The 16,957-nt window shown below is 49.0% G+C and carries 21 protein-coding genes; 7 read left to right on the forward strand and 14 right to left on the reverse strand.

Annotated features, from left to right (window positions below; all coding sequences use genetic code 11):
• The first annotated feature begins 116 nt into the window (after nucleotides 1–116).
• Nucleotides 117–551 carry a hypothetical protein gene (locus C7452_RS08470; protein ID WP_170130335.1) on the forward strand — a complete coding sequence of 145 codons (435 nt, stop codon included), beginning with the start codon at nucleotides 117–119 and terminating at the stop codon, nucleotides 549–551.
• Nucleotides 552–604: 53 nt separating this feature from the next.
• Here C7452_RS08470 and rrmJ read toward each other — a convergent pair whose 3' ends face one another.
• From rrmJ to C7452_RS08485, 3 genes are all read right to left on the reverse strand, one after another.
• Nucleotides 605–1,240, reverse strand: a complete 636-nt coding sequence (rrmJ, locus tag C7452_RS08475) for a 23S rRNA (uridine(2552)-2'-O)-methyltransferase (RefSeq protein WP_115892824.1) — start codon at nucleotides 1,238–1,240, stop codon at nucleotides 605–607.
• Between the two features lie 4 nt (nucleotides 1,241–1,244).
• Entirely contained in the window at nucleotides 1,245–1,763 is a 519-nt protein-coding gene (locus C7452_RS08480) for a metallophosphoesterase (protein WP_115892825.1), read from the reverse strand.
• A gap of 443 nt (nucleotides 1,764–2,206) precedes the next feature.
• Nucleotides 2,207–2,563 carry a DUF5518 domain-containing protein gene (locus C7452_RS08485; protein WP_048061141.1) on the reverse strand — a complete coding sequence of 119 codons (357 nt, stop codon included), beginning with the start codon at nucleotides 2,561–2,563 and terminating at the stop codon, nucleotides 2,207–2,209.
• Between the two features lie 80 nt (nucleotides 2,564–2,643).
• Between C7452_RS08485 and C7452_RS08490 the strand changes: the two genes are divergently transcribed.
• Complete coding sequence (locus C7452_RS08490; protein WP_245942911.1) at nucleotides 2,644–4,113, forward strand: cryptochrome/photolyase family protein; 1,470 nt, start codon at nucleotides 2,644–2,646, stop codon at nucleotides 4,111–4,113.
• Nucleotides 4,114–4,194: 81 nt separating this feature from the next.
• Here C7452_RS08490 and C7452_RS08495 read toward each other — a convergent pair whose 3' ends face one another.
• Both C7452_RS08495 and C7452_RS08500 read right to left on the reverse strand, forming a co-directional pair.
• Entirely contained in the window at nucleotides 4,195–4,890 is a 696-nt protein-coding gene (locus C7452_RS08495; protein ID WP_115892826.1) for a hypothetical protein, read from the reverse strand.
• Nucleotides 4,891–4,995: 105 nt separating this feature from the next.
• On the reverse strand, nucleotides 4,996–5,721 hold the full coding sequence (locus C7452_RS08500; protein WP_115892827.1) for a potassium channel family protein: 726 nt from the start codon (nucleotides 5,719–5,721) through the stop codon (nucleotides 4,996–4,998).
• Nucleotides 5,722–5,901: 180 nt separating this feature from the next.
• On the opposite strand from C7452_RS08500, the gene C7452_RS08505 reads away from it, so the two are divergent.
• The 3 genes from C7452_RS08505 (at nucleotide 5,902) to C7452_RS08515 (ending at nucleotide 8,151) form a co-directional block, all read left to right on the forward strand.
• The gene (locus C7452_RS08505) at nucleotides 5,902–6,666 is read left to right on the forward strand and encodes a slipin family protein (protein WP_115892828.1); all 765 of its coding nucleotides are present in this window, start codon (nucleotides 5,902–5,904) and stop codon (nucleotides 6,664–6,666) included.
• Nucleotides 6,667–6,790: 124 nt separating this feature from the next.
• Nucleotides 6,791–7,348 (forward strand): YIP1 family protein, encoded by a 558-nt coding sequence (locus C7452_RS08510; RefSeq protein WP_010877383.1) that lies wholly within the window; start codon nucleotides 6,791–6,793, stop codon nucleotides 7,346–7,348.
• Nucleotides 7,345–8,151 (forward strand): hypothetical protein, encoded by an 807-nt coding sequence (locus C7452_RS08515; RefSeq protein WP_115892829.1) that lies wholly within the window; start codon nucleotides 7,345–7,347, stop codon nucleotides 8,149–8,151. The genes C7452_RS08510 and C7452_RS08515 overlap by 4 nt, the downstream gene beginning before the upstream one ends.
• A gap of 55 nt (nucleotides 8,152–8,206) precedes the next feature.
• On the opposite strand, the gene C7452_RS08520 is transcribed toward C7452_RS08515, so the two are convergent.
• From C7452_RS08520 to C7452_RS08530, 3 genes are all read right to left on the reverse strand, one after another.
• Nucleotides 8,207–9,583, reverse strand: coding sequence for a B12-binding domain-containing radical SAM protein (locus C7452_RS08520; RefSeq protein ID WP_245942919.1), 1,377 nt, complete (start codon nucleotides 9,581–9,583; stop codon nucleotides 8,207–8,209).
• A 9-nt stretch (nucleotides 9,584–9,592) separates the two neighbouring features.
• The gene (locus C7452_RS08525) at nucleotides 9,593–10,957 is read right to left on the reverse strand and encodes a radical SAM/SPASM domain-containing protein (RefSeq protein WP_115892831.1); all 1,365 of its coding nucleotides are present in this window, start codon (nucleotides 10,955–10,957) and stop codon (nucleotides 9,593–9,595) included.
• An 82-nt stretch (nucleotides 10,958–11,039) separates the two neighbouring features.
• Entirely contained in the window at nucleotides 11,040–11,654 is a 615-nt protein-coding gene (locus C7452_RS08530; RefSeq protein ID WP_115892832.1) for a TetR/AcrR family transcriptional regulator, read from the reverse strand.
• A 44-nt stretch (nucleotides 11,655–11,698) separates the two neighbouring features.
• Between C7452_RS08530 and C7452_RS08535 the strand changes: the two genes are divergently transcribed.
• Nucleotides 11,699–12,040, forward strand: coding sequence for a hypothetical protein (locus C7452_RS08535; RefSeq protein ID WP_170130336.1), 342 nt, complete (start codon nucleotides 11,699–11,701; stop codon nucleotides 12,038–12,040).
• A 90-nt stretch (nucleotides 12,041–12,130) separates the two neighbouring features.
• Here the strand turns inward: C7452_RS08535 and rfbB are convergent, their stop codons facing one another.
• The 6 genes from rfbB to C7452_RS08565 all read right to left on the reverse strand — a co-directional run bounded on the left by rfbB (nucleotide 12,131) and on the right by C7452_RS08565 (nucleotide 16,523).
• Nucleotides 12,131–13,141 carry a dTDP-glucose 4,6-dehydratase gene (gene rfbB, locus C7452_RS08540; protein ID WP_115892834.1) on the reverse strand — a complete coding sequence of 337 codons (1,011 nt, stop codon included), beginning with the start codon at nucleotides 13,139–13,141 and terminating at the stop codon, nucleotides 12,131–12,133.
• A 10-nt stretch (nucleotides 13,142–13,151) separates the two neighbouring features.
• Entirely contained in the window at nucleotides 13,152–13,709 is a 558-nt protein-coding gene (rfbC, locus tag C7452_RS08545) for a dTDP-4-dehydrorhamnose 3,5-epimerase (protein ID WP_115892835.1), read from the reverse strand.
• The gene (gene rfbA / locus C7452_RS08550) at nucleotides 13,702–14,580 is read right to left on the reverse strand and encodes a glucose-1-phosphate thymidylyltransferase RfbA (protein WP_115892836.1); all 879 of its coding nucleotides are present in this window, start codon (nucleotides 14,578–14,580) and stop codon (nucleotides 13,702–13,704) included. The genes rfbC and rfbA overlap by 8 nt, the downstream gene beginning before the upstream one ends.
• 23 nt (nucleotides 14,581–14,603) lie before the next feature.
• On the reverse strand, nucleotides 14,604–15,446 hold the full coding sequence (rfbD, locus tag C7452_RS08555) for a dTDP-4-dehydrorhamnose reductase (RefSeq protein ID WP_115892837.1): 843 nt from the start codon (nucleotides 15,444–15,446) through the stop codon (nucleotides 14,604–14,606).
• Between the two features lie 116 nt (nucleotides 15,447–15,562).
• Entirely contained in the window at nucleotides 15,563–16,264 is a 702-nt protein-coding gene (locus C7452_RS08560; RefSeq protein ID WP_115892838.1) for an HAD family hydrolase, read from the reverse strand.
• Between the two features lie 43 nt (nucleotides 16,265–16,307).
• Nucleotides 16,308–16,523 carry a hypothetical protein gene (locus C7452_RS08565; protein WP_010877396.1) on the reverse strand — a complete coding sequence of 72 codons (216 nt, stop codon included), beginning with the start codon at nucleotides 16,521–16,523 and terminating at the stop codon, nucleotides 16,308–16,310.
• Between the two features lie 72 nt (nucleotides 16,524–16,595).
• Between C7452_RS08565 and C7452_RS08570 the strand changes: the two genes are divergently transcribed.
• Complete coding sequence (locus C7452_RS08570; protein WP_115892839.1) at nucleotides 16,596–16,955, forward strand: ArsR/SmtB family transcription factor; 360 nt, start codon at nucleotides 16,596–16,598, stop codon at nucleotides 16,953–16,955.
• Nucleotides 16,956–16,957: the final 2 nt, after the last annotated feature.

Genomic DNA, 16,957 nt, shown 5'->3' on the forward strand with positions numbered 1-16,957 from the left:
CTTAGTCTGTGCACAGATAACTGTAAACAGAACTTAGTTTAACGTGCTCTGGAGGGGCCAGATCAGATATAAAACTGTGAACTGAGAGCTGAATCCACGGCAACGGGGTTGATAGAATGAAGAGATCAAGGATAAACCTTTTTAAACTGACTTCAATGACCATATCCGTCCTGGGAGTTCTTCTTATAATAGGAACAATCCTGGTATTTGCCTACATAGGTGTTGATACCATCTCAGATGCAATATCAGGTAGTGTGAACAGGGGGGAGGAGTACGATGAACTTGCAAAGCTTCAGAGCGACTACTCTTCCCTCAAAGTCCAGTACGATTCAGTCAAAAAGGAGGTATACCAGAGGAACAATGATAACCTCACGAAGACCTACCTGAATGCTGAAATAGAACTTGTGAAGGCCAAGTCAGCTATAGACGACGTTAAAAGTGCACTTGAGACCAGCAAGCCCAAATCAGAGGTTGATGAAAGGATTAAAACGGCCAGGTATCAGCTACAGGTAGCCTCACAGGCACTGAGCGATATGAGGGCCCTCATGTAGTTTCAGGGGATCCTTCTCTCCCATTTTCTTTTACTCTTATCTTTCATGTGGTGCTAGTGGATTATTCTTTCCCATTTTTCTTTACCCTTGAAGTCCCTGCCCACAATGTACATCTCTGCACTGGCCTTCCTTGATGAGGCCGGTTTGGTGGTTTTAAGTTTCCAGAAGTCCTTTCTCAGTTCCTTTATAACCCTGTCAAGCTCAGGGCCTTGGAATGCCTTTATCAGGATGTTTCCCTTCCTGTCAAGGACCCTGTAGGCTATGTCAAGGACGTTCTCAACGAGGTCCACTGACCTCAGATGGTCAATATCCCTTATACCCGAGAGTGATGGTGCTGCGTCTGATATGACCACGTCGGCCCTGCCTCCGAGTTCCCTGATTATTTTCTCCTTCACTTCAGGGTCGGTGAAGTTTCCCCTTATTGCCCTGAAGTTTTCAGCAGGGAAACCCTTTATCCTCTGGAGGTCAACGGCGACCACAAGTCCCTCCTCTCCGACCTTATCAAGGGCAACCTGTGACCACCCCCCTGGGGCCGCGCCCAGGTCAAGGACCCTGTCACCCTTCTTTATAAGTTTATATTTGTTGTTGAGCTGCAGTAACTTGTAGGATGCCCTTGAACGGTAGTTCTCCTTCTTGGCGCTTCTGTAGTAGTGGTCCCTCTTCCTTTCGGCCTGCCACCTTTTACCCATATGATCACCTCCTGAAATTCAGGGAACTGCATACAGGTGCCCCGGTTCTTATTATCTCGGCGTCCAGTTTTTCCCCATCAATTCTGAGCACCATGACACTCGGATCCGTGAGGCGAGGAACGGTGGGGCTTCCGGGGTTGAGGAGGACCATATCTTCAAGTTCCCTTATGAAGGGCTGGTGGGTGTGCCCGCTTATCAGGACATCGGCTCCCAGTTCAAGGCCGAGGTACCTCAGCTGCTGGGTGTCACCCCGGGGATAGACCTCACCGTGGATTAGCCCCACCCTGAAGGATTCTATCTCAAATAGCCTTGACCTGGGGGTTTCTATACCATAGTGGCGGTCCATGTTTCCCTGCACACACTCCACAGGGGCCAGTGTTTCGAGTTCCGTGAGGATATCAGGGGATGTTAGATCACCTGCATGGAGTATCAGTTCAACGTCCCTGAAGGCATCAAAAACAGCCTCCGGGATCTCTGATGCCCTGTCAGGTATATGTGTATCTGATATAACGCCTATAAGCATCTCAACTCTCCTTGATGTGCTTGATTTTAAGACATCTGCTGGATGTATGCTTTAAAGTTAGTTATCTCTATTCCTTTAATTAGTTTTCCCGGGATCTGGATGGAGAAGGAAACATGTTATCTCTGTTCCTTTAATTAGTTTTTCCGGGATCTGGATGGAGAAGGAAACATGTTATCTGCATCCTTTAATTAGTTTTTCATTTAGAGGAGAAGATAAAATGGAATGAAATGGACATGAAATTTTATGGTGGGCAGGTTATCCTACAAACTCCTTAAACCATACCCATCATTTAACCTTGGAGGTCAAGTCTTTTAGGGGCCGGTTCCATCATAGAACCCCCACTCAAAGGGGCACAGGGGCACCTGCCTGGAAGACCTTCAAAGCGGAGGTACGCACCGACCGGGGGTATTGCTATTCCTTCAGATATTATGGAATGAACGTTATCAGTCACCTGCAAGGAAACCTCCAATCGCCCCGCCAATACCCATGAAGAGCATTGAAACGATAAGGAGGGCCAGCACGAGCACTCCCCCTGCAAAGGCTCCAATCAGGAAACCTACAGGTCCAGCCAGGGCAGTTCCAAAGATCGTGAGTAAAATGGCAACCAATATGCCGCCAAATGCCCCCGCAACAGTCGCATTCCAGAAACCCCCACTGGCCCCCTCATTTACCATGAGACCAACGACAAAGCCCGCCAGGAATAATCCAAGGATTGAAGCATGCCCAATAAAGGGGCTGAGGATGTATGGAAAAACAATTGAAAGTATAAATCCAAGAATAACGGCTCCCCACTTAACCATTGTAAACACCATTACATTTTATGTCTCGGAGTCCTAAAAAACTTTTAGATTTATAGTTATCATGCAATATAATGATAGATATGGATGAGAAATCTGTGGCCATTGTATTCCCCCACCACCTCCTGGAGGACCACCCTGCAGCAGGGAAAACCTCAGGTTTCATCCTGGTGGAGGACCAGCTCTTCTTTGGAGACCCTGTATTTGGACTCAGATTCCATAAGAACAAGCTTGTACTCCATCGGTCTTCAATGCGCTACTACCATGATCACCTTAAATCAAGGGGTCTTAAGGCGGAATACATAGAATACAGTCCTGACCCGCACATGGGGTACCTCAGGGACCACCTGGAGGGATATGACCGTGTCTACACACTTGAGCTCCTTGACCATGAACTTGAGGCGAGAATGAAGAAACTCTCCATGGAACTGGGACTTGAAATAACTGAAATTGAGGCCCCATTCATCTTCAGGAGGAATCTGATGGACGGTTACTTCAGGGATGGGAGGTTCCTCCTGAGATCATTCTACATCAGGGAGAGGAAGAGGCTTTCCATTCTCATGGAAAATTCCAGACCAGCAGGTGGTAAGTGGACATTTGACACCGAAAACAGGAAGAGAATGCCCCCCGGCCTGCAGGTACCAGCCCCTGTGAAACTCCCAGAAAATGAATACGTACAGGAGGCGAAGGAGTATGTTTCAGAGAAATTTCCTGACAACCCCGGATCCATGGACCGCTTCAATTACCCCACAACACACACTGAAGCCAGGATTTTCCTGAAGGACTTCATTGAGAGGAGGATTACAAACTTTGGAAGCTACCAGGACTTCATATCCCGTGATGAGACCTTTCTGTTCCACTCGGTACTCTCATCTTCACTTAACATATGCCTCCTCACGCCCATGGAGGTTATAAGGGCAGTCCTCAAGGCAGATGCGCCACTTAACTCCATCGAGGGGTTTGTAAGGCAGGTGATGGGCTGGCGGGAATTCATAAGGGCAGTTTATATTCTTAAGGGACCCTATGAGAGGACAAGGAACTTCTTCAAACACAGAGGGAAACTCAATCCTAAACTCTACCATGGCGAAACAGGTATAGATCCCTATGACATTGCTGTGGGGAGGGTTATGGGGCACGGCTACACCCATCACATTGAACGGCTCATGGTGATAGGGAATTTAATGCTGCTCCTTGGCACGGACCCGGATGAGGTCTACAGGTGGTTTATGGAGATGTTCATAGACGCCTATGACTGGGTGATGGTGCCAAACGTTTATGGAATGAGCCAGTATGCTGATGGCGGGCTGATTGCAACCAAGCCTTACATCTCATCGTCAAATTACATCCTCAGGATGAGTGATCACCGGCGCGGGGACTGGTGCAGGGTCTGGGATGCCCTCTTCTGGACGTTTCTAAATGAAAAAAGGAGCTTGATAGGAAACAATCCCCGTATCAGGGTTCTATACAGGCACCTGACTGACAGGAAACTCGAAGAATTCAGAGGGATCCGTGAAGAGTTCATGGGGGAACTGATGGGCCGGCAGGAATTGTAGTTAACGGTCAATCGGCTGGGGGCTGCTGATCGATTGAAGTTTAATGGTTTCTACCCTTAAAATCCTCAGAAAGGGTGAAGATCAATCATATCCGGTATAGTCAAGGGCGCCCTCATTGTAGAGCCTCTGGAGGTCAGATGCGTGGCTGAGTTCATATGCAGCATAGGGGTTGTTCAGGTAGGGATGCAGGAGCCCCTTCACGATGTAATAGTAGGCTCCGAGTCTACCGTACTGCCTCCAGGCGATCTGGACATAGAGCGGGAAACCGCAGCCAGGATTGATGAAAACGTTACCCTCCCTGACTGTGCCGTGGAAGACCATGGGCATGGGACCCTCCTGTCCCTTACTTCTGGCAACACTCTCAACGTAATCCATGGCCTCATCAAGACTGTCGAATTCATATCCGTCCGCCCGGTAGCGGTATTTACCATCCGGGATCCCGAATATGAATGATTCGATGACCTCGCCCCAGTCTATGTCGGTCCGGTACTCTGAACTGATGTATGCGAGTTCTATTATGGTGACATTGCCCTCCCGGTAGTGCCTGTAGTTTGAACTTCCGGCGTAATGGACCACGAGGGCGCATTTGGATCCCCTCTGGGCCGCGTAGGATGCCAGGACCTTTGACTGGGGGTGCCCTGGATACATGTCAGGGTTTGCCAGTTTAACGAAGCCCAGACGCCCCACAGGTTCCACTGGACTCAGTGCAGTCACCCCGTAGAGGTAGGCGCCGAATAGTAGAATGGCTCCGATGATTATGTAGGATGATCTTGCCATGTTATCCTCGTTGATGAATTACTTATTTATGCTAAGGGGCCATGCTGTATAAAAGTAACGGTGTCTCAGATGAGAAAACTTTCTAGATTAAATTCCTGAGATGAATCATCTTTTCTTCAGCATCTCCTTGATTTCAGCAACCTCCCTTCTGAGGTCCTCTATGCCCCTTTCTATTTCCCCGATCCTTTCATGGACTTCGCGCTCCTCCTCGGGGTTCCTGACAAACCATGAGGCCAGTGAAGCTGTCAGGAACCCCACAAAGGTGACACCAACCAGCATGAGGATGCTTGTTATGGCCTTGCCATAGATGGTCCTGGGGGGTATCACGACCTCCCCGGCGATTATTGTTGTTAAACTGTACCAGAGGGAGTCCAGGGGTCCATGGAGGGAGCTGTTGACCCCTGACTCCATCATGTAAAAGAACATTGTCCCGGCCACGAGTGCAATTAGGAGTGTTCCCACAGCCTGGTCAAGGTGTGTATCCACAAGGAAGGTGAAAAACTTCTTGAGATACTTCCTGAAGAGGGCGATGACCTTCACAACCCTTATTATCCTTATAAAACGGAATGCCCGGAAGAAGTCCACCGGGAGGAATGCGATTATATCAAGCCAGTTTTCCAGCAGGAATTTCTTACGATCCTCTGCCCTTTTCAGGTTTACTGAGAATTCTATGAATAGGATTATGCAGAGGATGAGGTCAAACTGGTTTATGGCGTTCACGGTCAGGGGATTTGAGGGGTAGAATGAGATGTAGCTGAGTAGCACTATGTCAAGGATGATGAGGAATAGCAGGGTGATTTCCTTGGCTCTTATGAGCTTCCAGTAATCCATGTCAATCCCATTATGAGGTTGATCTGACTGCTGAAAATACTTTACCTTTTCATGGTTTTTAGTTTTACTTTAACTGTCAACTTCAGTATACTACCCTATTACGAAGGACAAGTTCCGCATCGAAATCTAGATATGGGCGCGGGTCCAGATAAACATACGGAAAGATGGGGGGAGGTGCATATGGATATTTTAACTGCAGGTTTGCTGGCTGCTGTGATAATCGTTATTATTTCTCTGAGCCTGAAGATAGTTAAACAGTACGAGAGGGGTGTTGTTTTCAGACTGGGGAAGGTTATAGGCGTCAGGGAGCCAGGTCTTCGCATAATAATCCCGATTATTGATCGCATGGTAAGGGTTTCACTTCGAATAGTTACGATGCCCATACCATCCCAGAAGATAATAACACAGGACAATGTTTCAATAGATGTGGCCGCAGTTGCCTACTTCAAGGTTGCAGACCCTCTCAGGGCCGTTGTTGCAATTGAGGACTATTATGGTGCGGTTAACCAGATATCCCAGACAACAGTCAGGAACGTCATAGGCCAGTTTGTCCTTGACGAGGTCCTCTCAGAAACAGCAAGGATAAATGAGAAGATAAAGGAGATAATAGACGAGCACAGCGAACCATGGGGCATAAACGTAACAACGGTGGAGATAAAGGATATAAAACTTCCTGAGGGGATGCAGCGGGCCATGGCCAGACAGGCAGAGGCTGAAAGAGAAAAACGTGCCAAGATAATCACTGCAGAGGGGGAGTACCTCTCAGCAGCAAAGCTGGGAGAGGCCGCTGATGTGATTGAAAAACATCCGGTGGCCCTTCAACTGAGAAATCTGCAGGTACTGGCTGAAATAGCCACAGAGAAAAATTCAACGATAGTATTTCCGGCCCAGTTCATGTCATCCATAAGGGACGTGAAGGAATTCATTGAGAGGGAGGCTGAGTAATTCTCTCAAGGAGAAAGGGAGGTGATACCATGGGAATGCCTTTCCAGCTGTTGTGAAATGTACGAAGAGCGGTGAAGTTGATATGGATTGAGAAGATTGAGATACATGACGGGAGGTTAATTCTTTGAACAGAATAATGAACTTTTCCAGGGACATGATACTTGTCCTTGCATCACCCGAGGAGGCCTTCAGGAGGGTCAGAGAGAGGGGTCTTGAAGGTCAGGGCATCTACCTCTACATCTTCCTATCAGCATTTCTCGGATACATGCTGGGGGGTGTGTTGTCGACCGCAACAGGAGCAGGAATTGCAGTTCCCATTCTATTTGCAGTTGCTGTGCTGATTGTTTCCTTCATAAAACTTCTGGTATGGGCTCTGATATCCCACATAATTGCATCGAAGGTTTTCGGTGGGGAGGGGACATTCGCAGGAACCCTCAAGATGATGGGCTTTGCAGCGGCCCCCTTCGTGGTTGGAATATTTGCCTTCATGACCCTGATACTCTGGAGGACCATCTTTACATCCACAGCACTCCTTGTGGTGATGTACATCTGGGTCATTACAACTGCCATGGCTGCCGTGGCTGCTGAACATGGAATCGACTACGGAAGGGCATTTCTATCGGTATTTGCACTTCCAGCCCTTGTGATAACAGTTCTGATGATGATTCTGGGGGTGTTATGATGGACAGGATGAACATTGCAGGGGCCGTCCTCCTCATAGTACTTGTGGCTGCATTCATCGTTGCATCTGCAGCACCGCTCCTGCAGCCGAAGGATAAGGAGGTGGCTCAGAACTTCACACTTAACTCAAGCGAGGTATCAGAGGTCAGATATGTGACTGTGAACCTTGAATCGAATGCCAGCGACGTTGAACTTGAATTTACAAACACATCAGAAAGGGTTTACACGGTTGAGACACAGAGGAATTCCACAAGCCCAGTTCCGGGGGTTAAACATGCGGTGAACGGTGAAAACCTGAACCTGAACATTACAATGGACACAGGCACCGCAAGGATAATCTTGTCAAACAGGTACATCTACAACATCACCATCAGGACAAAGACAGGCGGATTAATGGTTGTACTTGCCAACGATTCAAGGATAGAAAACCTCAACTCAACCATTCAGTACGCAGGGGGAGGGACGGTGCTCATCGGAAATTCCACCTTCAGGAATGCGTCCTTCCGTGTTAACACCGGCGGTTTCTACATAGCAGACCTGCATCAGAATCTGAGGGCCAGCGGTAATCTGAGCACCGATGTCACCATAGGGGGGACAGCACTGGCCATTTCACCTGACAACGTCCTTAGAATCACGGGTTCAGTGGATTACGGGGGTATAGCATTTGAACCGGCAGGTCTCAGGGTTATAAGGAATTCAACAAGCTACCTTGAACTTGAAGGGTCAGGGAAAATTGGAATAATAAACCGTGTGGGCCTTGGAGGTGTTAATGTGGGGGTGTTCAGAATGCCGGTGGCACCCTGAACCCACCACCACTCTTTTTTTATCATCGGAGCTTTGATTTCATTAGATATACCCATCATCTGTCCTTTTTGAAGGGGATCTTTGGCTCGATATAGGTCCTGTAGAGGGTTTCGAAGAATACGCGTATCATGTAACTGTGCTTCAGGAGGTAACGTGGTCTTGAATAGAACTTGAGGTAGGCCTTCACGAGTTTTTTCTGGATGAGTTCACGGCTCAGTCCGAGCTTCTCGTATTTGATAACCGGCTTTATAACGGTGTAATTCTCCCAGTCATCTTCAATGAGTCCCTGGCTCTTGAGCTCCGCATAGATCGGGGTGCCGGGGAATGGGGTCAGTATGGAGTACTGGCTGTAGTCCGGGTCAAGCTTTATTGAAAAGTCTATGGTCCGGTCCATCTCGGAGGGTTTTTCACCGGGATATCCCAGTATGAAGGATGTTATGACATCCACCCCAACCTTCTTGGTGACCCTCACAGCATCCTCGGCCTGCTTCACGGTTATGCCCTTTTTCATCATATCAAGGACGCGCTGACACCCTGATTCAACACCATAATATATTGTGCTCATTCCAGCGTTCCTCAGGTCCCTGAGAAGGGACTCCTGGACCATATCCACCCTTGAGGACGTGACAAAGCTCACATCAAGGTTCCTCCTCCGGATCTCCTCAGAGATCTCCCTGGCACGGGGTCGGTGGAGCATGAAGGTGTCGTCAAGGAATGCTATATCATGAAGGCCATAAACCTCCACAAGTTCCTCAACCTCATCCACTACGTTCTCCGGGCTCCTGAATCTGAACTTCTTACCCATTATGAGGGATGATGAACAGTACCTGCAGGGGTAGACACAGCCGCGGCTGGTTATCATCCCCCCGGCGTCCTGGCTGGATGTCTCATAGTCCCTGAAGGGCACCAGGTGCCTTGCGGGGAAGGGTATCTCATCAAGGTCCTCTATGAGGGCCCGGGGTTCGTTTGTCCGTATCCTGTCACCATCGCGGTAGGTGATACCTGCAACACCCTCCAGGGATCCTCCCCTCTCATGGTTCTCTGCAAGGTCAACGATGGTGGCCTCACCCTCACCCATGACAACAACATCAAGGTCCCTGCACTCCCTCAGTGTGTCTACAGGGAGAAATGTGGGGTGAGGACCGCCTATAACCGTCAGGACGTTGGGTAAACGATCCTTTATGGCCTTTATGTACTCGAGGGATGTTCTTATTGTTGCGGTGGTTGCGGTTATTCCCACGATGAAGGGGTTGATCCTCTCAACGAGTCTGGCAACCCCCTCAACTCCCATTCTCCGGAGGTCATCGTCGATTATCTTAACACTGAAGGATGCCCTTTCAAGGGAGGCTCCAAGGTACATCAGGTTGAGGGGCGGCAAAACAAAGCCCAGTTTATTTTTCACAGCTGTCCTGTCCTCGGGGTTTATAAGCACGACGTCCAATTAAACACCACCAGTCTCTTTTTCTCCACAGATTCTGCACCATTCCCTCATGTTGTTCACACAGCCAGGGTCCGGTGAACGGATGTCCCCAAGGTAGGATAGGGCTCGTGCTCTGCAGCCGCCGCAGATGTATCTTGATTCGCATGATCCGCAGTGTCCTGTGAGTTCATCCCTGTCCCTGAGGGTCTTGAGGACCTTATTTGTCTTCCATAAATCTTCAAAGCTGTCTTCGAGAATGTTTCCCACACGCATATCCTCACGGTGGGGGAAAAATACGCAGGGGTAGATATCGCCATCAGGTTCTATGCTAATGTAAAATCTTCCAGCGCCACATCCACCGATGAATTCAGCCAGCTGAAGAGTTTCCTCTGTGTATTCGGGGTTATAGAAGTGGGTGGGTATTATCTTCTTATCATGGCTGAGACCCGCTGCAATGGGTGCGAACTGTGGCGCCGTTGAAAGTATCTGGATTTTCTCCTGGAGGTTACTGTGGTGGGCATCACAGAGGACCCTGTATCTTTCACCTGGGCTTATGTCCAGTTCCTGGTTCTCATTTCCCCTGCCAGCGGGTATGAAGTTGTAGAGCATGAACCAGTCTGCACCCAGATCATGGAAGAATTCACCCATGCCGGACAGATGCATACAGTTCTCTGAGGTTACAGTGGTCGCAACCTCCACAAGGATGTCATACTCTGAGAAGTTTTTAACGGCCTCACAGGCCCTCTCCCATGAGCCATCAACACCACGGAATCTGTCATGGACCTCTGGCCTTATTGAATCTATGCTTATCTGGACAAACTGCAGACCCGCATCGACGAATTTACTGCAAGCATCCATGTCACTGAAGATGTAGCCATTGGTTGCCATGGCAGTGTACATGCCGTTTTCATGGGACCTTGATATGTACTCTATTATGGTGGGGTGTATGCTTGGTTCTCCACCCGAAAAGGCAAGGGATGTTACACCTGCGTCTGCGAGGGTGTCTATAACCCTGAGACCTTCAGAGGGTTTCATTTCAGATGACTTTTCACCGGCGTATTCATAGCAGTGTTTACATTTCAGGTTGCAGCGCTTTGTAATGTTCCATACAACCTGGAAGGGGGCTCCGGGTATGAATGGCCTGTTAACACCGAAAAACCCGATGCCCCTGAGGACGCTGATGAGGCCCCTGAACCAGTATTGATCATGCATCTGTTCCCGTATATCCTCCTCCTTCACGCCAAAGGCATCTGCTCCCCTCTTCACTATGAGTCCAAGGATACTGGACAGTAACCTGCACTCAAAGCAGCATTCATCACCATGGAGGAAATGTTTCAGGGCACTTTCTATTCTTGGAGCTCCGTCCTTCCGGCACTCTCCTGTCATATGCTTTAGAAGTATCCTTGAAGCAGGGTTTTCAGCAACCCTCCGGAATGTATCTGTAAGATCCCTGAGATCCCCCCGGCGACTATCCCTTAATCATACCACCTCCTGCCATACCGTTCCATAATATGTCCATGAACCGCCCGGCTGATGGTGTTTCATGTCCACGGAAGTGTGAACTGAGACTTGCATGTGAGATGTAGCTTACAATAATCTCTGCAGCGGTCCCAGGATCCACAGCCCTTAAGGAGCCCTCATCGATCTTCTTCCTCAGGTAAGCCTCAATTGAATTGTATATCAATCTGCCAGCTGAATCAGGAACCTCCCATTCCTCAAAACCGTGTTCTTCAAGTTCCCTCTCAACCATCATTACGAAGAGGAGGTCAATCTTCTCCTCGACCATTACCCGAATTAGCTGTTCGCTGACTTCCTCAAGCACATCACGCGGGTCACCCTCCCCATCAAGGACTTCAAGTACCTGGGACAGTCTTTCAGTGCTCTCATCCATTATCCTTTTGAGAAGATTTTTCTTGGATCCAAATTTTCTGAATACTGTTACTTCACTCACACCGACCCGGGATGCGATTTCACGGGTAGCTGTACCCCTGTACCCCCTCTTTATGAAGAGTTCCCTTGCAGCATTGGTTATCCTCTTCTCTGTTGAGACCATGATACCACTTATGTAAGTACTTACTAACATTCTGTGGGTTAGTGTTATATAAACCTATCGCCACAGATATGATCATGAAAATAACCGAGGACGATGTTATTGAAGCCCTTGAACTCTTCACAAGGGTCCCATCATTCATTCTAAGGCGCTGGGCTCGTGGAAGGACAAACCTGGCCTCAAAATTCAGGTCGCAGATAATCGAGGGGTATTCGCAGCTCTCAGAATCTGACAGGGAGAGAGTGAGGGCCGTCCTTCAAATGGACATCTCTGATATCCAGAACATCCTCGAGGCGGCCCACCTGAAAACAGGAAAAAAACAGCTGGGGATACTTGCAGATCCCTCAAGCAGGAATTTCATAGAGATTAATCTTGGGGAGATCCGGAATATCCTTTCTCAGGAATTTCATGGAGATTAATCTTGGGGAGATCCGGAATATTCTTTCTCAGGAATTTCATGGAGATTAATCTTGGGGAGATCCGGAATAGCATCCATCAGAAAAAGACCACTAACCCTGCAGCCTCCCACCGTACATTCTCTCATAGTACCTGAGGTACTCCCCGCTCTTTATATTCTCCCACCAGTCCCTGTTATCAATGTACCACCTTATGGTCTCCCTGATACCCTCCTCAAAGGAGTAAAGGGGCTTCCAGCCAAGTTCATTCCGTATCTTACTGGCATCGATTGCATATCTCCGGTCATGTCCCGGGCGGTCCTCAACGAACCTTATGAGGGATTCATCCCTGCCAAGCTCCCTCACTATCAGCTCAACGATCTCTATGTTCCTCCTCTCACTGTTACCCCCTATATTGTAGACCTCACCTACACGTCCGCGGTGCAGAACAAGGTCAACTGCCCTGCAGTGGTCCAGGACATGTATCCAGTCCCTGACATTCATCCCATCACCGTAGACAGGCAGCGGCTTATTCTCAAGGGCATTTGTTATCATTAAGGGTATGAGTTTTTCAGGGAACTGGTAGGGTCCATAGTTGTTTGAGCAGCGGGTTATATTGACTGGCAGGCCATAGGTCCTGTGATATGCCCTCACCATGAGATCCGCGGAGGCCTTGCTGGCGGAGTAGGGGCTGTTGGGTGCCAGGGGTGTCTCCTCTGTGAAGTAACCCTTCTCTGCTGAACCATAGACCTCATCGGTTGAGATCTGTATGAACCTTTCAACTCCATGTTTCCTTGAGGCCTCCAGCAGAGTCTGTGTGCCCAGGATATTTGTCCTTATGAATATCTCTGGATCCTCGATGCTGCGGTCCACATGTGACTCCGCTGCAAAGTTAATGACGGCGTCCACGTCCTTTATGATTCCATCCACGAGTTTCCTGTCGGTTATGCTCCCCCTCACAAAGGTGTAGCGGGGGTCATCCTCAACCCCCCTCAGGTTCTCAAGGTTTCCGCAGTAAGTGAGGGCGTCAAGGTTTATTATATGGTAGGGGTGTTCCTGGAGCATGTACCTTATGAAGTTGCTCCCTATGAAACCAGCCCCCCCGGTTACAAGAATCTTCTCCATTCAGATCTCCTCACAGGTATACAGGGTTCTCCCTGAGGGGTTTCCAGTTCCTGTCCTTCTCTGAGATTATCAGATCATCCACCATTTCAAGTGGCCAGTCTATTCCAATGTCAGGGTCGTCCCAGGGGATCCCTGAGTCATATTCGGGGTGGTAAAGCTCGGTGCACTTGTAGTTAACTATGCACTCATCTGATAGGGCCAGGAATCCATGTGCAAAGCCCTCTGGAATGAAAAACTCCCTCCTGTTCTCATCTGAGAGCCTGACGCCAGTCCATTCACCATAGGTATCTGAGTTCTTCCTGAGGTCCACTGCAACATCAAAGATTTCGCCCCTTATAACCCTCACAAGTTTTCCCTGGGGCTTTTCTCTCTGGAAGTGCAGTCCCCTGAGGACACCCCTAACTGACATGGACTCGTTGTCCTGCACAAACCTGACTTCAAGGCCATTTTCCTGGAACATGGCCTCATTGAAGGTCTCCATGAAGTATCCCCTCTCGTCCGTGTACACCTCGGGTTCTATGATTATGGCACCATCAAGGCTGGTTTTTATGAACCGGAATTCAGCCATGGAAGTTCCCCTCCGCAAGGTCCCTGAGGTACTTACCGTAATCTGTTTTTTCAAGCTTTTCGGCCATTTCAAGCACATCCTCCCTGGTGATCCAGCCATTGTTGTAGGCGATCTCCTCCAGGCATGCAATGTAGAAACCCTGCCTCTTCTGTATTGTTTCTATGAAGCTGCTTGCCTCAAGGAGACCATCATGGGTCCCTGTATCCAGCCAGGCCATACCACGACCCATGAGCTCGACCCTGAGTTTACCCATCCTGAGGTATTCCTCATTGACTGATGTTATCTCAAGCTCACCCCTCTCTGATGGTTCTATCCTCCTCGCGATCTCAACAACCTGGTTGTCATAGAAGTAGAGGCCGGGTACAACGTAATTTGATTTTGGCCGTGATGGTTTCTCCTCAATGGAGATAACCCTGCCTTCACTGTCAAATTCAACCACGCCGAAGGGACGCGGATCTCTGACATAGTAACCGAATATGACAGCACCATCCTCCAGTGAAGCCGCCCTGCGGAGTATTTCACTGAACCTGTGCCCGTAGAAGACATTGTCACCCAGAACAAGGGCAACCTTTGAGTCCCCTATGAAATCTTTACCCACGATGAATGCATCCGCAATCCCCCGGGGTTCCTCCTGGACCCTGTAGGAGAACCTGACCCCGAACTGCGAGCCGTCCCCCAGAAGATCCCTGTAGAGTGGGAGGTCCCGGGGTGTTGATATTACAAGTATGTCCCTTATTCCCGCCAGCATAAGGACAGATAGGGGGTAGTATATCATTGGTTTATCATAGATCGGCAGCAGCTGCTTTGAAACAGCCCTTGTTATCGGGTAGAGGCGGGTCCCTGAGCCACCTGCAAGAACTATTCCCTTCATGCTTCACCTCCTAAGACTTTCATTCATTTTACAAAACCCGCATCTTTGATGTAATCCCGCAGGGCATCCCGGTAGTTCCTCAGGGGTTTGAAACCCTCCATGGACCAGTTATAGTTTCTGAGAACAGAGAATGAGGGCCTCCGGGCGGGTCTGGGGAATTCATGGCTTTTCACGGGTTTCAGGCACACTTCCATGCCGAGTTCATTGAATATATCAATGGCAAATTCATACCACGAGCACTGACCAGAATTTGTGAGGTGATAGACCCCGTAGGCCGGCCTCTCCAGCAGGTTCCCGATGGATGCCGCAAGGTCACGGGTGTAGGTCGGGGATCCGTACTGGTCATCCACAACGCTTATTTCATGACCCCTCTCAGCGAGTTCAACCATGGTCCCCACGAAGTTTCTCCCGTTCCTTCCGAACAACCATGATGTTCTGACAATGTAGAACCTCTCTGAAAGCTGACGCACCGAAACCTCGCCGAGGTACTTTGTTTTACCATAGAAGTTAAGGGGATTTGGTTCATCAAATTCAAGGTATCCATCACCTTTTTCTCCATCAAAGACGTAATCCGTTGATATGTAGAGAATGGATGACCCCACAGCCGATGCCGCAGCTGCAATGTTCCTGGTGCCAAGCACGTTCACCTGGTATGCTGTATCCCTCTCTGTTTCTGCACAGTCAACGTCTGTGAATGCCGCGGCATGTACAACGGCGTCGGGCCGGGTCTCCCTGAGGAGTTCCATAACACCCTCCAGGTCACGGATGTCAAGGGAGCCTGATGTTACAACCTCATGCCTCCGGGATAGGATGTCCACGAGGTCGCTTCCCAGCATGCCCGAGGAACCTGTTATAAGGATCTTCATCTGAGCACCTCTCTCTGGTCTTTTATTGTTAGAGGGATCTTAATACAAAGCCCTCTTTTCCTGGTTTTATTCTGGATATCTTTCATGATAACAAATCCCTTATCTGATTGCAGGAATCATCTTGGAACCTCTGAGGTTACCGGGTAAGGATACCCTGCTATCTCAAGAAAAGCATCAACATCAAACAGTCCCTCAAGGACGTGGTCTGCACCAGCATCCTCAAGTTCATCCATGCTGAAATCGCCTGTTGCAACCCCCACCGTTGTAACACCCACTTCCCGGCCGGCTGCAATATCACGGGGTGTGTCCCCCACGGCAATAACATCCCCTGCCTTGAGGTTTCCATAGATACCTGAAGCTCTTTCAAGGGCCAGCCTCAGAATTGAGGCCCTGCTGCAGCCCTCATTACCGAAGCCTCCGAACCGGAAGTGGGTATCAAAGGATGCTTCCCTGAGTTTCAGCCAGGCCACGGGTTCAATGTTACCGGTTACAACTCCAAGGGGTATCCCTGCATCCCTTAGGTGCTCAAGGACCGCCCCGGCACCATCAAGGGCCCTTATATTATCCCTGCCAAGGTTCAGCCTGTAGTTGTATGATATCCTGTCAACTATCCTCCTGAAATCGTCTTCATCAATTTCAAGGCCATGTTCAGCGGCTGTCCTGAATATTATCTCCTTATCGGTCATCCCCTGCATGTTCCCGATATCTATCCTGACATCAACATCAAACAGTTCCCTGAATGCCAGCCTGAAGGAGTAGAAGTGGCAGTGGGAACCCACAAGGAGGGTCTTATCAATGTCAAATATGATGGTCTTCATGGTATCATTCCATTACTTAAAGCGGATCAGCCGAAATTCAATTCTAGCTGTACTTTTTTCTCAGATGCTCTGAACTGTAATCATAATAGACAATATTGGACTTAATAAAAACCCTCTGCACGGGTTCATCATCCTGAAGGTATGTCACGGTTATCTTCCTCTCACTCACACGAATCTCCACTGCATTTCCACGGGGACCTGTACTGTAGGTGTGCTCCTCTCCCACAAGGTCCCTTATCCTTATCCAGTCCACCGCCATTTTAATCCATCCGAATATTTCACCAGAGTCTCTGCGTTATTATTATCTACGGTTCCATCTATAAAGTATTTCATGAAGAGGGATATCTGTGAAATTGAGCATACAGACAGGGAACGGGTGCTGAGGGTGAGGGCTGAAATGCCCTCCATCGATGAGATAAGGGGGATCTGTGACATTTTTAAGATATTATCTGAGCCAACACGACTTAAGATACTCAGGGCGCTTTCACTGGACTCCCTCTGCGTATGTGAACTGGCATCATTACTGGATGTAACCCAGTCAGCGGTTTCACATCAGCTGAGGATCCTCCGGAACGCCGGGATGGTTGACTATGAGAGGGATGGTAAGATGGCACGCTATTACCTAAGGGATAATATGGTTGTGGATTTCATAGAGCAGTGCAGTAAACTGCATTCACGGTGTGAGGAATAAAA

This window comes from Methanothermobacter defluvii, assembly GCF_003385755.1.
In the GTDB taxonomy this organism is placed as follows: domain Archaea; phylum Methanobacteriota; class Methanobacteria; order Methanobacteriales; family Methanothermobacteraceae; genus Methanothermobacter; species Methanothermobacter thermautotrophicus.

Bases quoted from the DNA above. Each gene is read 5' to 3' on its own strand.
- rrmJ (WP_115892824.1), bottom strand. From the start codon at position 1,240: ATGGGTAAAAGGTGGCAGGCCGAAAGGAAGAGGGACCACTACTACAGA.
- C7452_RS08480 (WP_115892825.1), bottom strand. From the start codon at position 1,763: ATGCTTATAGGCGTTATATCAGATACACATATACCTGACAGGGCATCA.
- C7452_RS08525 (WP_115892831.1), bottom strand. From the start codon at position 10,957: ATGACAGGAGAGTGCCGGAAGGACGGAGCTCCAAGAATAGAAAGTGCC.
- C7452_RS08570 (WP_115892839.1), top strand. From the start codon at position 16,596: ATGAAGAGGGATATCTGTGAAATTGAGCATACAGACAGGGAACGGGTG.
- C7452_RS08500 (WP_115892827.1), bottom strand. From the start codon at position 5,721: ATGGATTACTGGAAGCTCATAAGAGCCAAGGAAATCACCCTGCTATTC.
- C7452_RS08505 (WP_115892828.1), top strand. From the start codon at position 5,902: ATGGATATTTTAACTGCAGGTTTGCTGGCTGCTGTGATAATCGTTATT.
- C7452_RS08470 (WP_170130335.1), top strand. From the start codon at position 117: ATGAAGAGATCAAGGATAAACCTTTTTAAACTGACTTCAATGACCATA.
- C7452_RS08530 (WP_115892832.1), bottom strand. From the start codon at position 11,654: ATGTTAGTAAGTACTTACATAAGTGGTATCATGGTCTCAACAGAGAAG.
- C7452_RS08495 (WP_115892826.1), bottom strand. From the start codon at position 4,890: ATGGCAAGATCATCCTACATAATCATCGGAGCCATTCTACTATTCGGC.
- C7452_RS08565 (WP_010877396.1), bottom strand. From the start codon at position 16,523: ATGGCGGTGGACTGGATAAGGATAAGGGACCTTGTGGGAGAGGAGCAC.
- C7452_RS08535 (WP_170130336.1), top strand. From the start codon at position 11,699: ATGAAAATAACCGAGGACGATGTTATTGAAGCCCTTGAACTCTTCACA.
- rfbD (WP_115892837.1), bottom strand. From the start codon at position 15,446: ATGAAGATCCTTATAACAGGTTCCTCGGGCATGCTGGGAAGCGACCTC.
- C7452_RS08560 (WP_115892838.1), bottom strand. From the start codon at position 16,264: ATGAAGACCATCATATTTGACATTGATAAGACCCTCCTTGTGGGTTCC.
- C7452_RS08490 (WP_245942911.1), top strand. From the start codon at position 2,644: ATGGATGAGAAATCTGTGGCCATTGTATTCCCCCACCACCTCCTGGAG.
- rfbB (WP_115892834.1), bottom strand. From the start codon at position 13,141: ATGGAGAAGATTCTTGTAACCGGGGGGGCTGGTTTCATAGGGAGCAAC.
- C7452_RS08485 (WP_048061141.1), bottom strand. From the start codon at position 2,563: ATGGTTAAGTGGGGAGCCGTTATTCTTGGATTTATACTTTCAATTGTT.
- C7452_RS08515 (WP_115892829.1), top strand. From the start codon at position 7,345: ATGATGGACAGGATGAACATTGCAGGGGCCGTCCTCCTCATAGTACTT.
- rfbA (WP_115892836.1), bottom strand. From the start codon at position 14,580: ATGAAGGGAATAGTTCTTGCAGGTGGCTCAGGGACCCGCCTCTACCCG.
- rfbC (WP_115892835.1), bottom strand. From the start codon at position 13,709: ATGGCTGAATTCCGGTTCATAAAAACCAGCCTTGATGGTGCCATAATC.